13 protein-coding genes and 1 pseudogene are annotated in these 14,421 nt (G+C 74.1%); 5 read left to right on the top strand and 9 right to left on the bottom strand.

Features of this window, described 5'->3' with window-relative positions; translation table 11 throughout:
* Nucleotides 1–252: 252 nt before the first annotated feature.
* Both ACLQ2U_RS07885 and ACLQ2U_RS07880 read left to right on the top strand, forming a co-directional pair.
* The gene (locus tag ACLQ2U_RS07885; RefSeq protein ID WP_425749887.1) at nucleotides 253–1,008 is read left to right on the top strand and encodes a Bax inhibitor-1/YccA family protein; all 756 of its coding nucleotides are present in this window, start codon (nucleotides 253–255) and stop codon (nucleotides 1,006–1,008) included.
* A gap of 37 nt (nucleotides 1,009–1,045) precedes the next feature.
* Entirely contained in the window at nucleotides 1,046–1,366 is a 321-nt protein-coding gene (locus tag ACLQ2U_RS07880) for a hypothetical protein (protein WP_425749886.1), read from the top strand.
* 5 nt (nucleotides 1,367–1,371) lie between these two features.
* Here the strand turns inward: ACLQ2U_RS07880 and ACLQ2U_RS07875 are convergent, their stop codons facing one another.
* From ACLQ2U_RS07875 to ACLQ2U_RS07860, 4 genes and pseudogenes are all read right to left on the bottom strand, one after another.
* A complete protein-coding gene (locus ACLQ2U_RS07875) occupies nucleotides 1,372–2,877 on the bottom strand; it encodes a CHAD domain-containing protein (RefSeq protein ID WP_425749885.1) in 1,506 nt (501 codons plus the stop codon).
* Nucleotides 2,878–2,916: 39 nt separating this feature from the next.
* Nucleotides 2,917–4,179, bottom strand: coding sequence for an acetyl-CoA C-acetyltransferase (locus ACLQ2U_RS07870; protein ID WP_425749884.1), 1,263 nt, complete (start codon nucleotides 4,177–4,179; stop codon nucleotides 2,917–2,919).
* A gap of 77 nt (nucleotides 4,180–4,256) precedes the next feature.
* A complete protein-coding gene (locus ACLQ2U_RS07865; RefSeq protein ID WP_425750131.1) occupies nucleotides 4,257–5,060 on the bottom strand; it encodes an SGNH/GDSL hydrolase family protein in 804 nt (267 codons plus the stop codon).
* Nucleotides 5,049–6,109, bottom strand: a pseudogene (locus ACLQ2U_RS07860) (SGNH/GDSL hydrolase family protein); the annotation flags it as partial. The gene ACLQ2U_RS07865 and the pseudogene ACLQ2U_RS07860, both read right to left, overlap by 12 nt.
* A gap of 181 nt (nucleotides 6,110–6,290) precedes the next feature.
* Here ACLQ2U_RS07860 and ACLQ2U_RS07855 point away from each other — a divergent pair.
* The 3 genes from ACLQ2U_RS07855 (at nucleotide 6,291) to ACLQ2U_RS07845 (ending at nucleotide 9,148) form a co-directional block, all read left to right on the top strand.
* Complete coding sequence (locus tag ACLQ2U_RS07855; protein WP_425749883.1) at nucleotides 6,291–6,647, top strand: DUF1232 domain-containing protein; 357 nt, start codon at nucleotides 6,291–6,293, stop codon at nucleotides 6,645–6,647.
* Nucleotides 6,648–6,722: 75 nt separating this feature from the next.
* Nucleotides 6,723–8,093, top strand: a complete 1,371-nt coding sequence (locus ACLQ2U_RS07850) for a cystathionine beta-synthase (RefSeq protein WP_425749882.1) — start codon at nucleotides 6,723–6,725, stop codon at nucleotides 8,091–8,093.
* Between the two features lie 188 nt (nucleotides 8,094–8,281).
* Nucleotides 8,282–9,148, top strand: a complete 867-nt coding sequence (locus ACLQ2U_RS07845) for an intradiol ring-cleavage dioxygenase (RefSeq protein WP_425749881.1) — start codon at nucleotides 8,282–8,284, stop codon at nucleotides 9,146–9,148.
* Nucleotides 9,149–9,152: 4 nt separating this feature from the next.
* On the opposite strand, the gene ACLQ2U_RS07840 is transcribed toward ACLQ2U_RS07845, so the two are convergent.
* From ACLQ2U_RS07840 to ngg, 5 genes are all read right to left on the bottom strand, one after another.
* Entirely contained in the window at nucleotides 9,153–9,551 is a 399-nt protein-coding gene (locus ACLQ2U_RS07840; RefSeq protein ID WP_425749880.1) for a S1C family serine protease, read from the bottom strand.
* 86 nt (nucleotides 9,552–9,637) lie between these two features.
* Complete coding sequence (locus ACLQ2U_RS07835; protein ID WP_425749879.1) at nucleotides 9,638–10,147, bottom strand: GNAT family N-acetyltransferase; 510 nt, start codon at nucleotides 10,145–10,147, stop codon at nucleotides 9,638–9,640.
* Entirely contained in the window at nucleotides 10,144–11,073 is a 930-nt protein-coding gene (locus ACLQ2U_RS07830) for a ribonuclease Z (protein ID WP_425750130.1), read from the bottom strand. Before ACLQ2U_RS07830 ends, ACLQ2U_RS07835 begins: the two co-directional genes overlap by 4 nt.
* A gap of 335 nt (nucleotides 11,074–11,408) precedes the next feature.
* Complete coding sequence (locus ACLQ2U_RS07825; protein WP_425749878.1) at nucleotides 11,409–12,593, bottom strand: osmoprotectant NAGGN system M42 family peptidase; 1,185 nt, start codon at nucleotides 12,591–12,593, stop codon at nucleotides 11,409–11,411.
* Complete coding sequence (gene ngg, locus ACLQ2U_RS07820; protein WP_425749877.1) at nucleotides 12,590–14,419, bottom strand: N-acetylglutaminylglutamine synthetase; 1,830 nt, start codon at nucleotides 14,417–14,419, stop codon at nucleotides 12,590–12,592. Before ngg ends, ACLQ2U_RS07825 begins: the two co-directional genes overlap by 4 nt.
* Nucleotides 14,420–14,421: the final 2 nt, after the last annotated feature.

Genomic DNA, 14,421 nt, shown 5'->3' with positions numbered 1-14,421 from the left:
GCGGCGGGCGTCGTCGTTTCGAGCGCCCGGCCGTCCCGCAGCATGCGCTTCCGCGGCGGCGGGCGTCGTCGTTTCGAGCACCCGGCCGTCCCGCAGCATGCGCTTCCGCGGCCGCGGGCGTCGTCGATTCGAGCGCGCCCGGCCGTCCACCAGCATGCGCGTCCCGCGACGGCGGGCGTCGTCGTTTCCCCACCCCCGCCGGGCCGTCCGGGGGACAGTGACACCAGGGGTACGCCGGCGAGGAGGTGGCGGGTGCGCAGCGCCAACCCGGTACTGGACCGGCTGGAGGACACCAGCCGGGGGCACCGGCTGCCCGGGGCGGGCGGCGCGGAGGCGGTCACCGTCGACGACGTGGTGACCCGCACGGTCGGGCTGCTCCTGCTCACCGGCGTGACCGCGGCGGTGGCCTGGGTGGTCGTACCGCAGGCGGTGTGGGTGCCGGCGGCGCTGGCCGGTACCGCGCTGGCCGGCATCGCGCTGGTCCTGGTGGTCTCGCTGCGCGGCATCACCCACCCCGCCCCGATCGTCGGGTACGCCCTGGTCCAGGGGCTGCTGCTCGGGGTGGCCAGCCGGGCGTTCGAGCTGGTCTACCCGGGGATCGTGGCGCAGGCGGTGGTGGGCACCTTCGGGGTGTTCCTCGGCATGGCGCTGCTCTACCGGGCCCGGCTGGTCCGGGCCACCCCGCGGCTGGCCCGGCTGGTGGTCGGCACCCTGCTCGGCCTGCTCGCGGTCACCGTGGTCAACCTGGTGGTCCGGCTGGTCTCCGGCCGGCAGGGGCTGGAGATCTACAGCCTCACCGGCGAGGTCGGCTGGCTGTCGTACGCCTTCTCGGTGGTCGCGATCATCGCCGGCGCGCTCAGCTTCATCCTCGACTTCGACCAGGTCGAGCGGTCGGTCCGGGCCGGCCTGCCGCGCCGCTACGCCTGGTTGTGCGCGTTCGGGCTGCTGGTCGGGCTGGTCTTCCTCTACTGGCAGATCCTGCGGCTGCTGAGCTACCTGCGCCGGTGAGCGACGGCCGCCCGGCCCGGCCGTAGACTCGGCGGCGATGAGCGCAGCGGAACTGGACCGGGCGGTGGAGCTGCTGGTCCGTCGGGTGGGTCACTGGCAGCAGCCGCGCTGGGCGGCGGCGGCCGAGGCCGGCAACGTGGCCCGCGCCGACCTGGTGCACAAGCTGGTGCAGGAGATCGCCAACCTGGCCGCGGACGCCGAGGGCGGCCCGCGTCGGGCCGTACCCCGGTTGGACAACGACCTGGCGCTGCCCGACCAGCTCCGGGTGGTCGCGGCCGACCTGGTGGCGGCCGGGCCGCCGGACGCGGTGCTGGCCGGGGCCGCCGCCGCGGTGACGGCCACCCGCTCCGCGCTGTAGACCGGTCAGCCCTTCAGCCAGCGCCGCACCGTGCCCCGGCGGGCCCGGTCGCGGGCGGCGGCGACGTCCCGGACGTCCCGGTCGGCCGCGGTGGCCTGCCGCGCGTGCAGCAGGCCGTAGGTGAAGGTGTTCTCGCCGTCGGCGTACGCGCGCAGCGCCTGCCGCCGCAGCACGTCCCGGGTGATCACCGAGTCCTGGTGGGCGCCGAGCAGTTCCTGCAGGTCCTTGAGCCGGTCGACCAGGGCGTCGGCGGGCTTCCCGACGGCCGGCTGGCGCACCTCGACGGCGTAGCGCGCGGTCTTGTACGCCTTGCGCGCCTCGTGCAGCGCGACGTCCTCCTCCTCGCCTGGGCGGGTGGGGCACCGGCCGGCGAGGGCGAGGTCGAGCCGGTCGTCCGCGCGGGTCACCGCGCGACGGACCCGGCGGGTCACCCAGCGGGCGTCGGCGGTGCTGGTGGTCGGCCCCTCGATCAGCCGGTCCAGCCGGGCCAGCAGGTCGGTGTACCGGTCGGAGTCGAGGGCCCGACCCAACTCGTCGAGGGCGGTGGCGATGTCGGCGGCGAACCGCTCGGTGATCCGCGCGACGATCGGGCCGAGGACCAGCTCGGCCGGTTCGGCGTGCACGGCGTCGGTGAGCCGGGCGGCCATCACCTGGGCGTCCCGGACCGGTCCGAGCTGGGTGCCGAGCCACCGCAGCTCGGTGCGGACCCCCTCGCTGTCCCGCCGGTCCCACAGGCCGCGGAAGGTCCGCAGGGTGGCCCGCAGCCGGCGGACCGCGACCCGCATGTCGTGCACGGCGTCCTCGTCGCCCCGCCGTGCCTCCGGGTGGTTGCCGATCAGCACGTCGCGCTGGGTGTGGGCGTAATCCACCACGGGTGCCACCGCCCGGTCCGTGGTCGCCGCCTCGGCCGCCGCGGCGAGCCGGGTGCCGAGGGCCCGGTGCGACTTGGAGACCGGCACCGGTCGGGCACCCGCCTCGCGCAGCCGCGCCTCCACCGCGTCGAGCAACTGCTCGTCGCCGTCGACGAGCTCGACCTCGATCTCGTGCCACGCCTGCCGTTCGTCGCTGACCAGGTCCCGGCCCTCGACGGTGTCCTCGGCGACCTCGGCGAGCACCCGGCCCCGGTCGTCCAGCAGCCGGCGCTCCACCCGGTGGGTGGTGACCCGGGCGGCCGGGCCGACCGGCGTACCCCGGGAGGCGGCCCGGAAGAGCCCGACCAGTTCCGCCGGCGGGTCGGCGTCCGCCGCGCCGGCCGGAAACTGGTACTCCGTCCGGGGGCCGCCGGCCGCGCCGACCTTGAGGTGCCAGCCCGCGTCGTGGCCCCCGGTACGCCGGCGCAGCGCGTACCCGCTGCGGGCCAGCCGGAGGTCGGGGGTGTCCAGGTAGACCGCGTCCAGGTCGAGGGCGGTGGCGTCGGACACCGTCGCGACACCACCGCACCCCGTCAGGTCCGGGAGCCGGAAACCCTCGTCGCCGGAGTACTTGCGCTCCCGCTCGACGATCCTCGCCATGACGAACCCCTACCCGGCCGGCTCACCGGCGAATCGAACTCAGCTCAGCCGCTCGAGCACCATCGCCATGCCCTGACCGCCACCGACGCACATGGTCTCCAGGCCGATGGTCTTGTCGTGCCACTCGAGGGCGTTGAGCAGGGTCCCGGTGATCCGGGCGCCGGTCATGCCGAACGGGTGGCCGATCGCGATCGCGCCGCCCATCACGTTGAGCTTCTCCTCCGGGATGCCGAGCTGCCGGTAGGAGGGGATCACCTGGGCGGCGAACGCCTCGTTGATCTCCACCAGGTCGACGTCGTCGATGGTCATCCCGGCCCGCTTCAGGGCCTGCCTGGAGGCCTCGACCGGGCCGAGCCCCATGATCTCCGGGGAGAGTGCGGTGACGCCGGTGGAGACGATCCGGGCCAGCGGGGTGAGGCCCAGGTCCTGCGCCCGCTGGGCGCTCATGATCACCACGGCGGCGGCGCCGTCGTTGAGCGGGCAGCAGTTGCCGGCGGTGATCCGGCCGTCCGGGCGGAAGACCGGCTTCAGGCCGGCGACCGCCTCCAGGGTGACCCCGGCGCGCGGGCCGTCGTCGGCGCTGACCACCGTGCCGTCCGGCGTGGTGACCGGGGTGATCTCGCGGGCCCAGAAGCCGTCGGCGATCGCCTTCTCGGCCAGGTTCTGGCTGCGGACGCCGAAGGCGTCCATGTCCTCGCGGGTCACGTCGTGCACCTGGGCGAGATTCTCGGCGGTCTGTCCCATGGTGAGGTAGATGTCGGGGAGCTGGCCGGCCTCGCGCGGGTCGGTCCACACCTCGGCGCCACCCTCCGCGCGGGCCTTCGAGCGCTCGCGGGCCTCGGCGAAGCGGGGGTTCTCCCAGCCGCCGCCGACCAGCGCCTGCGCCTCCGGCGGCAGACCGTCGGAGTTGCCCCGGGCGTACCGGGAGACCATCTCCACGCCGGCGGAGATGAAGACGTCGCCCTCGCCGGCCCGGATCGCGTGCATCGCCATCCGGGTGGTCTGCAGCGACGAGGCGCAGTAGCGGGTCAGCGTGGCGCCCGGCAGGCCGTCCAGGCCCATCAGCGTGGCGACCACCCGGGCCATGTTGAAGCCCTGCTCTCCACCGGGCAGACCGCAGCCCAGGTAGAGGTCGTCGATCGTGCTGGGGTCGAGCTGGGGCACCTTGCCCAGGGCGGCCTGGACGATGGTCGCGGCGAGGTCGTCCGGGCGGACCTCGCGCAGTGAACCCTTGTGCGCGCGGCCGATGGGGGACCGGGCGGTGGCGACGATGACGGCGTCGCGGGACGACTCAATCGGCATGAACCAACGTTAACTCGTCGGTAACTTGGCGCGGAAGCTGCCGGCCCGCCGGGAAATGTCACCCCGCGGGGCGGGCGTCAGTGCCGGGAGGCCACGGCGGCGGCCGCCGCGACGGCCGGCAGCAGGGCGTGGGCCCAGACCCGGTAGCCATCGGCGGAGGGGTGGAAACCGTCGTAGCAGAAGGTGCCGGCGTCGGCCCGGAACACCGGACCGGTCTCCGTGCCCAGATCGACCACGGTGCCGCCGGCGTCCAGCACCGCGGCGGTCTGCGCCCGGGCGACCCGCCGCCCGGACCAGCCGATGACCTGGCGCAACGGCGGTGAGACCGCGCGGACGGCGCCGAGGTCGGGACAGGTGCCGACCACCACCTCCACCCGCGCCTCCCGCATCCGGCGCACCGCCGAGCCGAGGTACGCGGCGGCCTCGACCGGCCGGCGCAGCGCGGTGGCGTCGTTGGCCCCGATCAGGATCACCGCCACGTCCGGGTGCTCGCCGAGCAGGGCCCGGGCCACCTGGGTGGCCAGGTCGGTCGAGCGCGAGCCGGAGACCCCGACGCTGGACAGGTGCACCCGGCGGCCGGTCGGGCCCTCGGCCAGCAGGTGGGCCAGCTGCCCGCCGACGGTCTCCTCGAAGCGTTCCACCCCGACGCCGAGCGCCGAGGAGTCGCCGAGCAGCACCAGTCGCAGCGGCGGTGCGTCGGCCCGACCCACCGTGGCCCGCAGGGCCAGGCCGAGCTCCGGCTGGGCGTAGCTGCGGTTGCGGGCCGCCACCGCCTGCCCGGCCAGTACCGCCGCGCCGCCGATCGTGCCGGCGACCAGGGAGACGGCGGCCGCCTTCCCGAGCCGGAGCGCGAACTCCGCGCCGATGCCGCGCTCGCTCATGCCAGTCCCTCCAGTGTGGGTGAGTCGGCCGCGGCGCCGGGTTGCGGCACCGCTCCGACGCCGAAGAAGGCCCGCCGGCGCAGCTGCGCCCAGCGGCCGGCCGGACCGCGGTCGCGGCCCCGGACCTGGGTGCCACTGACCTCCGTGCCGGCGTGCCGGGCCGCTTCCTGGGCGGCCTGCGGCAACGACCGTACGCCCTCGCCCCGACCCAGGACCGGCCTGCGCTCCAGCCCGGCGCCGAGGGCGGAGATCATGGTCGGCAGCAGCGCGGCGGCGGCCACCGCGTAGCCCTCCGCCGACGGGTGGAACCGGTCCCACGCGAACATCCGGGTCGGCTCGGCCGCGAACCGGGGACCGAGCATGTCGCCGAGGGAGACCGTCCAGCCCCCCGCCTCGACCACCGCGACCGTCTGGGCGGCGGCGAGCTGCCGGCTCCACCGCCGGGCCAGCCAGCGCAGCGGCGGCTGGATCGGCTGGATCGCCCCGAGGTCGGGGCAGGTGCCGACGACCGCCTCGCAGCCGGCGGCGCGCAGCGCCCGGACCGCGTCGACCAGGTAGCGGACCGCCAGCCCGGGTGGGGTGCGGTTGGTGACGTCGTTGCCGCCGATCAGGATCACCGCGACGTCCGGGTCGCACTCCAGCGCCGACTCGACCTGCGGCTTCAACCCGGCGGAGAGCGAACCGACCACCGCGAAGCGGTGCAGCCGGACCGGCCGGTGCAGCCGCCGGGACAGCCCGGTGGCGAGCAGCGCGCCCAGCGTCTCCCGGCGCCGGTGCACCCCGTAGCTGGCGGCGGAGGAGTCACCGAGGACGACCATGGTCAGCGGGGCGCCGGGCAGCTTGGCGCCGTAGACGCCGTCGCAGCGCGGCGGCGGGGCCTCCGCCACCGGGATGGTGCGCCGGGCCTGCCGGGCCTGCCCGATCAGCACGCCGCCGGTCGCCACCACGGCCGCCGCCGTGGCGCCCGTGCCGATCGCCGCCATCCAGGCGATCTGCCGGGCGCGCTGCCAGCGCGGACCAACCGGTACGACGGAACCAGCGACCCCCATACAGCGACATTATCGCGCCGGCACGACACGCCGCTGTCGTCACGACGGCCGGTTGACGGCTGGAGAACGACCGTTCTGGGTATCTGTTCCGATCACGGCGGCGGGCGATCGGTACCGCGCCGCAGGTGGGGGCCGACTTGCGCGGTCCCGTCACGCTGGTCGGCGGAGAGGGGCTGGACTGATGGGTAAGACATTGAAGCGGAGCGCGGCGTTCACCGCGCTCGCCCGGGCGCTGGCGGCCGGGGCGCGGGGCGGTCCCTCGCTGGGCGCCCGGTTGGCGGCGCTGCCGAGGATGATCCGGGCCACCGCCCGCGGAGAGTACGACGGCGGCCTCCGGCTGGCCATGATGACGGCGGCGGCGGTGTACGTCGTCTCGCCCGTCGACGTGGTGCCGGAGCTGCTCCTGACGGTCCTCGGCCTGGTGGACGACGTGGTCATGGTCACCTGGCTGGCCGGCAGCGTGCTGTCGGAGACCGAGCGCTTCCTGGAGTGGGAGGCACGTCGCAGCTCCGTCATCCCCGGTCATGTGACGCTCTGACGGCACGTACCCTGAGCGACGAAGGATCGTCTGCCAGGCCGCCGTCGCCGGCGCCGCAACGAAGGGCACAACGAGGTGCAGTACTACGACAACGTCGTCGAGCTGATCGGCAACACCCCGCTGGTACGGCTGCGGAACGTCACCGAGGGCATCCAGGCGACCGTGCTGGCGAAGGTGGAGTACGTCAACCCGGGCGGTTCGGTGAAGGACCGGATCGCGCTGCGGATGGTGGAGGATGCCGAGCAGGCGGGCCTTCTCAAGCCGGGCGGCACCATCGTCGAGCCGACCAGCGGCAACACGGGCGTCGGCCTGGCCCTGGTGGCGCAGCTCAAGGGCTACAAGTGCGTGTTCGTCTGCCCGGACAAGGTCAGCCAGGACAAGCAGGACGTGCTGCGGGCGTACGGCGCCGAGGTGGTGGTCTGCCCGACCGCCGTCGCGCCGGAGGACCCCCGCTCCTACTACAACGTGTCCGACCGGCTGGCCCGGGAGATCCCCGGCGCGTGGAAGCCCAACCAGTACAGCAACCCGGCCAACCCCCGATCGCACTACGAGACCACCGGCCCGGAGATCTGGAAGCAGACCGAGGGTCGGATCACCCACTTCGTCGCGGGCGTCGGCACCGGCGGCACCATCTCCGGCATCGGTCGCTACCTGAAGGATGCCTCGGAGGGGCGGGTCAAGGTCATCGGCGCGGACCCGGAGGGCTCGGTCTACTCCGGCGGCACCGGCCGGCCGTACCTGGTCGAGGGCGTCGGCGAGGACTTCTGGCCGGAGACGTACGACCGGGGCGTCGCGGACGAGATCGTGGAGGTCTCCGACAAGGAGTCCTTCGAGATGACCAGGCGGCTGGCCCGTGAGGAGGGGCTGCTGGTCGGCGGCTCCTGCGGGATGGCCGTGGTGGCCGCCCTGGAGGTGGCCCGCAAGGCCGGCCCGGACGACGTGGTCGTGGTGCTGCTGCCGGACAGCGGAAAGGGCTACCTCTCCAAGATCTTCAACGACAAGTGGATGGCCCGGTACGGCTTCATGGAGCACGCCGGCACCGAGCCGACCGTGGCGGACGCGCTGGCGAGCAAGCCCGGCGGCATGCCCGAGCTGGTGCACGTGCACCCGACCGAGACGGTCCGCGACGCGATCGACTACATGCGCGAGTACGGCGTCTCCCAGCTGCCGGTGCTCAAGGCCGAGCCGCCGGTGGTGACCGGTGAGGTGGCCGGCTCGATCGCCGAGAGGGACCTGCTCGACGCGCTCTTCACCGGCCAGGCGCACCTGCACGACACCATCGAGCGGCACATGGCCGAGCCGCTGCCGATGATCGGTGGTGGTCAGCCGGTGAGCGAGGCGGTCGGCCTGCTGGAGAAGTCGGACGCCGCCCTGGTGCTGGTCGACGGCAAGCCCAAGGGTGTGCTCACCCGGCAGGACCTGCTCGCCCACCTCGGCGCGCGCTGATCCGACGACGTACCGCAGGGCCTCTTCCCGACCGGGAGGGGGCCCTGCGTCGTCGCGGCGGGGCCTTGCGCCGTCGCGGCCGCCGGGACGCACAGCTGGCGCACAACGACGGCACAGCCGCGCCGGATGTCCCGTTCCTACCGTCGGCGGTGGATCGAGCGATCCGCCACCGAATCCGGGAGGACCTGATGGACCACGACGACCACCACGAGGGGCAGCGGGTCAGCCGGCGCCGGATCATCGCCGGCATCGGCTCGATCGGGCTCGCCGGTCTGCTGGCCGCCTGCGGCCGGGACGACGCCACGGTCACCACGTCGACCGGGGAGACGGTCGCCCCGCAGGCCACCACGGCCAACGACCTGACCTCGCTCTTCTCCGGCGCGAACACCTGCGCGTTGACCGCGTCCACCACCCAGGGGCCGTACTACTTCGACGCCGACAGGATCCGTGGTGACATCCGGGAGGACCGGGAGGGCACCCGGCTCCGGCTGGCGATCCGGGTGCAGGACAGCGAGCAGTGCGGCCCGCTGGCGAACGCGGTGGTGGAGATCTGGCACTGCGACGCGGCCGGCCTCTACTCGGGCGCGGAGGCGCAGTCCAGCGGCGCGGGCGGTGCCGCGGGCGGCGGCGCCCCGCCCGCCGGGGGTGCGCCGGGCGGTGGGGCGCCGGGCGGCGGCGGTGGGCAGGCGGCCGACCTGACGCCGGTCGACGACAAGCGCTACCTGCGCGGGGCGCAGGTGACCAACGCGGACGGCATCGTCGAGTTCACCACCATCTGGCCCGGCTGGTACCGCGGCCGGACGGTGCACATCCACGCCATGGTGCACGTGGGCGACAACAACAACCGGGTGCTCACCACCCAGCTGATGTTCGACGAGTCGCTCAACAGCAGGGTCTTCGCCGCCCAGCCGTACGCCGCGCACACCGGCCGGGACACCTTCAACGACGACGACTCGATCTATCAGGACAGCATGCTGCTCAAGGTCACCGAGGAGCAGGGCGGCTACCTCGGCGTGATCGTCTTCTCGGCCGACTCCGACCGGGACGGGACGTGACGGCTCAGCGGCCCAGGTCGGTCGGCACCGCGACCACGTCGACGAAGGCGCCCATGCACAGCACGGTGACCGGCGGCCGGGTGCCGATCGCCGGGCCGAGCATCAGCCGTTGCAGGCCCTGACCGTCGCGCACCGGCCGGCCGCCGGCGGAGAGGATCACGTCGCCGAGGTAGATCCCGGCCTGACCGGCCGGGCTGCCCGGCACCACCTCCACCACCCGTAGCCCGCGCCGCTGCCCGGTCCGGGCGGCGATCTCCGGCGGCAGGGGCACCGGCACGCCGGCGACGCCCAGCCAGGCCCGGCGTACCCGGCCGTGGGCGGTCAGGTCCGCGATGATCTGCCGGGTGGTCGCGTTGATCGGTACGGCCAGCCCGAGGCCGTAGCCGGCGACCGCGGTGTTCACCCCGATCACCCGGCCGGCCGAGTCGGCCAGCGCGCCGCCGGAGTTGCCCGCGAACCGGGCCTCGGTGCCGTCGCCGAAGGCGGCTCTCAGAGCGGGCGGGCGTACCGCACCTGCGTGGTGACCATGGGACCCAAGTACTCGTCGCGCCGCGACCCCTCCGGCGTCCAGCCGCCGCGCTCGTAGAAGTGCCGGGCGGTCGCGTTCTGCGCCAGCACCCAGAGCACCGCCCGGGACCAGCCGCGCGCCCGCATGGCGGCCAGCGCGTCGACCATCAGCTCCCGGCCGGTGCCCCGGCCCCGCTCGGCCGGGTCGAGGTGGATGGCGTTGAGCAGGCCTGTCACCGGATCACCCTCGTCGTCCGGGCCGAGGTAGCTGAAGCCGACCAGCCGCCCGTCGCGTTCCGCGACGGTCATCCGGTGGTCGTCGCGCTCCCAGCCCCACCGTTCCATCCAGTACCGGCCCATCGCCTCCGGGCTCGGGTCGGCCAGCGCCTCCGCCGGCAGGAACGACGAGTACGCCGCCACCCGGGAACGCTGGTGCAGCGCCCCGACCGGCATCAGGTCGTCGACGGTGGCGGGACGCAGGGTGACGGTCACCCGGGCGACGGTACCCGCCGGGGCGGGACCGGCACGGTCGTCAGGTCCTCGGCGATCACCAGATCCCCGTCGAAGTGCGCGCGGGCCTCGTCGTGGAAGCGGCGCGGGTCGGCGTACCGCTGGGAGAAGTGGGTGAGCAGCAGCTTGCGTACCCCCGACTCGGCCGCCACCCGCGCGGCCTGCGCTGCGGTCAGGTGGCCGGCCTCGGCGGCGAGCGCGGCCTCGGAGTCGAGGAAGGTCGACTCGATGACGAGCAGGTCGGCGTGCTCGGCGAGGGCGTACACCCCGTCGCAGAGGCCGGTGTCCATCACGAAGGCGAACCGCTGACCCGGCCGGGTGACGCTCACCTCGTCCCGGGTGACGCGGCGCCCGTCGAGGTCGAGGTGCCCGGCGCGGAGCAGCTCGCCGACCGCCGGCCCGGCGATGCCGTACGCGGACAGCTTCTCCGGCAGCATCCGGCAGCCGTCCGGCTCGACCAGCCGGTAGCCGTACGTCTCGATGGGGTGCCGCAGCCGGCGGGCCTCCAGCGTGCCGACGCCCAGGGTGATCCGCTGCCCGTCCGCCTCGATCGGCTCGACCGCCAGCTCGGCGGTCTCGTAGAAGGAGCTGGCGTGGCGCAGCCGGGCGAAGTATTCGGACCCGCCGGAGGGGAAGTGCGCCGCCACCGCGCGTGGGACGCGGTCCAGGGAGAGCCGCTGGATGATGCCGGGCAGGCCCAGGCAGTGGTCGCCGTGGAAGTGGGTGACGCAGATCCGGGTCAGGTCGGTGGCGGTGACACCGGTGTGCAGCAGCTGCCGCTGGCTGCCCTCGCCCGGGTCGAAGAGGATCACCTCGTCGTCCCAGCGCAGCACATACCCGTTGTGGTTGCGCTGCCGGGTCGGGGCCTGGCTGCCCGTCCCGAGCACCACCAGCTCGCGCATCGACACGGTCGTGACCTCCGGCGGCTCAGTGAACGGTCCGGCTCCGCCGGACATGAAGCGACCCCCGGGGCTTCCGCGCTCGTGCGCGGGCCGACTGGACTGGGTCGGCACCCCGGGGGTCGGGTGGCTGTCGTGGTTTCGCCGCACCGCTGCCACACGGTCTCGACGATGGTGCCTGTGCCCGCCTCGCGGCGGACGGAATTCACTGTCGAGGACAGCGGCTAGCGGACAGCCACCTCACGAGTCCGATTGCTATACAAGTCTGGACCACCTCCTTTCCCGTGTACCGCCACGCTATCCATTTCCCCGCGGGCCCGGCAACGGATTTCGATCACAAGCCGTCAGGAGGCGTCGGCGATGCCGATCGGGCCCTCGCGCGGCCCCTCCTCGCTGGCCGGCTGCACCGCCAGCGACGGGAAGTCGGCCAGGTCGCCCTCCGGCTCCGCGTCCCACTCCGGGAAGACCAGGTCGCTCTGCAGGTAGAGGCAGAGCAGTTGGGTGAGGTGGCGCAGCCCGTCCAGGTGGGTGCGCTCGTGCCCGTGGGTGGCGTCCACGCCGAAGCCGAGCAGCGCCACCCGGGCGTGCGCGCCGGCCTCGACGGCCGCCGCCACGTCGGAGCGGTAGTAGTCGAAGACGTCCCGGACCAGCTCCACCCCGTGCTCCCGCGCCATCGACGCGAGGTTGCGGGTCAGGTGGTAGTCGAACGGGCCGACCCCGTCGCCCATCGCCAGGGTGACGGCGTCCTCCCGGGACTGCTGGCCGGGGGCGACCACCGCGGCGTCCACCGAGACGATCTCGGCGACGTCCGGGTCGAGGCCGTGGCTGGCCCCGTGGCCGATCTCCTCGGTGACGGTGACCAGCAGGTGCGCGGTGACCGCCGGGGTGACGCCGGCGTCGACCATCGCCTTGAACGCGGTCAGCACCGCGGCCACCCCGGCCTTGTCGTCCAGGTGCCGCGACTTGACGTACCCGCTGGGGGTGACCGCCGGGTTGGGCAGGAAGGCGACGAAGTCGCCGGCGTCGATGCCGAGCGCGCGCAGGCCGGCGATGTCCTCCACCGGCTCGTCGATCCGGACCTCGACGTGCTCCCAGCCGACGCCCTGGAGGTCCACGTCGTCGTTGTAGCGGTGCCCGCTGGCCTTCAGCGGCAGCACCTGGCCGGTGATCACCCGATCCAGGTCGTCGGTGAAGATCCGCACGTGCGCGCCCTCGGCGAACCGGGCGCTGTGCGTGCCGATGGAGGTCAGCTCCAGCCGGCCGTTCTCCTTCAGCCGCTTCACCATGCCGCCGATGGTGTCGGTGTGCACCACGATCGCCCGGTCGGCGCCGGTTTCCCGGGGCCCCGGCAGGCAGGCGCCCAGCGCCCCGCGCCGGGTCAGCGTGGAGGGGATGCCCAGCGCGGAGAGGCGTTCGCCCACGTACTGCTGCACATGGTCGGTACGCCCCGACGGGCTCGGGATCTCCAGCAGCTCCACCATCACCTGGCGCAGGTAGTCCAGGTCGATCTCCAGTGGCTTCGGGCTCACGCGGCGCCTCCCGGGCCGGCCGGGGTCCAGAGCCGCTGTGGGGCCCGGGTGCCGGGGAAGAGCAGGTCCACGAAGCGCTCCGCGGTGGGCTGCGGCTCGTGGTTGGCCAGCCCGGGCCGCTCGTTGGCCTCGATGAAGACGTGCTGCGGCTGGTCGGGGGAGGGGACCAGCAGGTCCAGCCCGGTCACCGGGATGCCCAGCGCCCGGCTCGCCGCCACGCAGGCCTCGGCGATCACCGGGTGCAGCTCGGCGGTGACGTCGTGGATGGTGCCGCCAGTGTGCAGGTTGGCGGTCCGGCGTACGGCCAGCCCCTCGCCCTCGGCCAGCACGTCGTGCATCCGGTGCCCGGCCTCGGCCACCACCTCGCGGGTCATGTCGTCGATCGGGATCCGGGACTCGCCCCCGGTGGCGGCCGCCCGGCGGCGACTCTGCCGCTCGATCAGCTCGGTGACGTCGTGCACCCCGTCGCCGCTGACCTGGGCCGGCCGGCGGACGGCGGCGGCGACCACCTCGTGGTCGATGACGATGACCCGTAGGTCCTCGCCGTCGCGCATCTCCTCGATCAGCACGTCGGGGCAGAACCGCCGGGCCAGCGCGACCGCCGCGGTCAGCGCCTCGGCGGTACGGACCCCGACGGTGATGCCGTTGCCCTGCTCGCCGCGGGCCGGCTTGACCACCACCGGGCCCACGTCCTCCAGGAAGGCGAGGTCGTCCGGCTCCCCGTTCGCGGTCCGGCCGCGCGGCACCGACAGGCCGGCCTCGGTGAGGATCCGCCGGGTCACCCGCTTGTCGTCGCAGCGGCTCATCGCCACCGCCGACGTCAGCTCGGACAGCGACTCGCGGGTGTGGATGGTCCGGCCGCCGTTGCTCAGCTTCAGCTCACCCCAGTGCGGGTCGGTGACCTCCACCCGGACGCCGCGGCGCATCGCCTCGTCGGCGACGATCTTCGCGTACGGGTTGAGCTCGTCGTACCCCTCCGGGGTGGCGGGCAGGAAGAGCCGCTCGTTGATCGGGTTCTTCCGCTTCACGCAGAGCGTGGCGGTGCGGTAGAAGCCCAGCCGCTCGTAGAGCCGGATCGCGCCGGAGTTCTCGGCGAGCACCGACAGGTCGACGAAGGCGCGTCCCCGCCCGTCCAGCCGGTCGGCCAGCTCGGTGAGCAGGGCCTGGCCGGTGCCGGGTGGGGCGTGGTTGAAGTCGACGGTCAGGCACCAGAGGCTGGCCCCGTTCTCCGGGTCGTCGAAGACCGCCACGTGGTCGACGCCGGTGATGGTGCCGACGATCTCCCCGGTGGACGCCTCGGCGACCAGGTGCAGGAACCGGTCCGTGCCGGCGTTGTCGACCAGCACCTCGACCGGGGCGGTGACCATGCCGTTGCGGGCGTAGATCCGGTTCACCGCGTCCGCGTCGTCGGCGTCGCGCAGCGGCCGGATCACCAGCCCGGGGATCTCGTCGCCGCCGTCGGTGGCGGCCGGACGCCGCTCGCCGAGCGGCAGCCGGTAGGTCAGCGACGGGTCGATGAACAGCTCATCCGGCAGCCGGGAGACCAGCACGTGCGGGTCACGCAGGTAGATGCAGATGTCCCGGGCGCCCGCGGCCTCGGACCGCAGCACCGCGGCGACGGCGGCCTGCTCGGTGAAGGTCTGGCCGAAGACCAGCCGACCCCACCCGCAGTCCAGCACCACGCCGTCGGCGTCGTCGGACGTCGCCCGCGGCTCGGGCGCGCCCGGGGCCACCGGGTCGCCGCCGGGGCCGATGCGTTCCCGACGGCGGCCGAGCATCCGCTTCCGGTCGATCCGTGCCGTGCCGGTCGCCAGCGTGTCCGTCACAG

This window comes from Micromonospora sp. DT47, from assembly GCF_049844475.1.
In the GTDB taxonomy this organism is placed as follows: Bacteria; Actinomycetota; Actinomycetes; order Mycobacteriales; family Micromonosporaceae; genus Micromonospora.
Note: the sequence above shows the minus strand (reverse complement) of the source record. Positions and strands in the feature narration are given on the sequence as shown.